The sequence below is a fragment of the Escherichia sp. 20412-1 genome, from assembly GCF_003027595.1.
Taxonomy (GTDB): domain Bacteria; phylum Pseudomonadota; class Gammaproteobacteria; order Enterobacterales; family Enterobacteriaceae; genus Escherichia; species Escherichia marmotae.
Map to the genome: position 1 here is coordinate 1 of NZ_PYQM01000092.1, position 2745 is coordinate 2745.

At 48.3% G+C, this 2745-nt stretch carries 2 protein-coding genes; one reads left to right on the forward strand and one right to left on the reverse strand.

The window, feature by feature from the left end; all coding sequences use genetic code 11:
* Positions 1-182: 182 nt before the first annotated feature.
* Positions 183-1832 carry an alpha,alpha-trehalase gene (locus C7B16_RS23920; RefSeq protein ID WP_107180268.1) on the reverse strand — a complete coding sequence of 550 codons (1650 nt, stop codon included), beginning with the start codon at positions 1830-1832 and terminating at the stop codon, positions 183-185.
* 495 nt (positions 1833-2327) lie between these two features.
* Between C7B16_RS23920 and C7B16_RS23925 the strand changes: the two genes are divergently transcribed.
* A partial coding sequence (locus C7B16_RS23925; RefSeq protein ID WP_236942182.1) for a pyridoxal-dependent decarboxylase occupies positions 2328-2745 on the forward strand: 418 nt, incomplete at its 3' end.

Sequence of the window (2745 nt, forward strand, 5' to 3'; positions counted from 1 at the left end):
AACGGGATACCAGATCAAGGGCCTGTCCAATGTGCATAAAAAAATCCGGAAACGAGTGAGCGTTTCCGGATTCTTACACAGCCACTGGATCGGTCAACTGATCCTTAACTGATCGGCATTACTCCTCCTGAAGAGGATAATTTTACAGCCAGCAGGATATTAGCGGCTGGCTGTAAAAAATATTACGGTTCGCCGTATAAACCAATTAAACGGCGTGCCACACCGTTGGTCCAGCCAAACCCGTCCTGTAACGGATATTCACCGCCGCCGCCTTCGCGGGAGATACCATCGGCAATATGGTATTTCTCGATCAGTTTGTGGTGTTCCTGGTAGAACTGATTCACCGTCTTCAGCCAGCTACGAGCGATCTCATCACCCAGATGGTCATCTCCGTACATTTTAAATCCCTGAATCGCCATCCATTGTAACGGTGCCCAGCCGTTGGGTTTATCCCACTGCTCACCGGTTTCATACTCGCTTGCCAGAATCCCGCCTGGTGTCAGTAAACGGCTTCGCACGGCATTTGCCAGACGATCGGCCTGTTCGTGGTTTGCCATGCCGACATATAACGGCACGATGGCCGCAGCGGAAAAGAGAGCCTGTTGTTCGCGCCGCCAGTCGTAATCGCGGTAGATTCCGTTTTCATCATCCCAGAGATAACGGTTTACCGCATCGCGGCGGGCGCTGGCTTTTTGGCGAAACAGCGCTTCTGTCTCTCTATCACCTTTCAGCGCCGAGATGTTGGCGATGGTACTCTCCAGTTTAAACAGGAAAGCGTTCAGGTCGATGGGGATGAACTGGGTGGTGCGAATACTCGCCAGACGACCCGCGTCACGCAGCCAGCGGGAGGAGTAATCCCAGCCAGAAGCCGCGCCCGCACGTAAATCGCGATACACTTCGTTGGGGGGGCGACCGGAATGTTTTGCGGTTTCTACGTCCTCAAGCCAGGATTCGTCGCGCGGTGTGTCACGGTCATCCCAGTAGCGGTTAAGCAGCGAACCGTCCGGCATCCTAACGACATGGCGATAGGCCTGATTGGGGATCAGCGATTCTGCACCGTCCATCCAGAAGGCATATTCCATTTTCAGATGATCAAGATAACGGCGTGCGCCGCGTACCCCATCTTCTTCAAACAGCTCCACCATCAGAGCGAAAACCGGTGGCTGTGAGCGGCTCAAATAGTAGGTGCGGTTGCCGTTGGGGATGTGGCCGTAGTTTTCGATCATCCAGGCGAAGTTATCGGCCATGCATTTCAGTAAATCTTCGCGTCCGCTTTCCGCCAGCCCCAGCATGGTGAAATAGGAATCCCAGTAGTAGGTTTCGCTAAAACGGCCTCCGGGGACAATGTACGACTGCGGCAGCGCCAGCAGAGAAGACCACGGGATGTGATCTTGCGGTTCGCGGGTTAACACTGGCCATAGCTGGTCGATATGCTCTTTTAGTGAGTTTTGTGGGTCCGATACATACTCGCTGGAGTAGACTTCCGGTAACCAGAAGTGATTTTCAACGAATCGGCGCAAGTCAAAATCACGGTGGCGGCGAACCTTACGGTAGCGGATTAATATATCCAGCGGGTCTATTTTCGGCGCACAATCGGGAAAGGTTTTACTGTCGGGGAAAATTTTTGCCGACTGAACATGTTCGAACAGTTCGAGATAGCGGTCAGCAGGCGTTAGCGCGTCAGAGGCAGGCAATCCCTCAATCATTTCGGGTTCTGGCTCTGCCTCGAGCATCTCATCCAGTTTTAATTCATACGGATCCAGCTCATAACAGAGATCGACTTCGATCGTCAGTTCGTCTGGATTAGGGGTTTGAATTTTCTGATTGAGCATAAGGATCCGACCTCCGAAATTCGTCGCTAATTATCGGGCTTTCCTTTAAGGGTAGTCATTCGTTCCGCCTGGTGGGCGACAAAGCGTGCGGTAGATCACGTTTATTAATGGAGAAAAAATATAACTCACTAATATTCAAAGAGAATATTATATATGTTGTTTCCCGTCATTCTTCACTTTCGGAATATTCATGTAATCTGTTGAGAAATCAGGATATGTCATTGTTGTTACGAATAAGAGTAGCGGCTACCTGTGTAACAATGCAGAAGGTCACCAACTTTTTTGTAATTAAAATAAAAATTAATAAAAAAATGCCAAAATATACATTTGTTTTAATAAGCTATAAATATAATATTATTAGCGATAACTGATTATATAAATAACGTTATTTCACTCTTAGGATTTTGTTATTTAAATTACACCGGCAACTCCTTGCGTCTATTACAGATAAATCCTACTTTTTTATTGCCTTCAAATAAATTTAAGGAGTTCGAAATGGACCAGAAGTTGTTAACGGATTTCCGCTCAGAACTACTAGATTCACGTTTTGGCGCAAAGGCAATTTCCACTATCGCGGAATCGAAACGTTTTCCGCTGCATGAAATACGCGATGACATCGCATTCCAGATTATCAATGATGAATTATTTCTCGACGGTAACGCCCGTCAGAATCTGGCGACTTTCTGTCAGACCTGGGACGATGAAAATGTCCATAAATTGATGGATTTGTCGATAAATAAAAACTGGATCGACAAAGAAGAATACCCGCAATCTGCAGCAATTGACCTGCGTTGCGTAAACATGGTTGCTGATCTGTGGCACGCGCCTGCGCCGAAAAACGGTCAGGCCGTTGGCACCAACACCATTGGTTCTTCCGAGGCCTGTATGCTCGGCGGGATGGCGATGAAATGGC

Excerpts from the sequence above, each read along its gene's own strand:
- C7B16_RS23920 (WP_107180268.1), bottom strand. The coding sequence starts at position 1,832 with ATGCTCAATCAGAAAATTCAAACCCCTAATCCAGACGAACTGACGATC.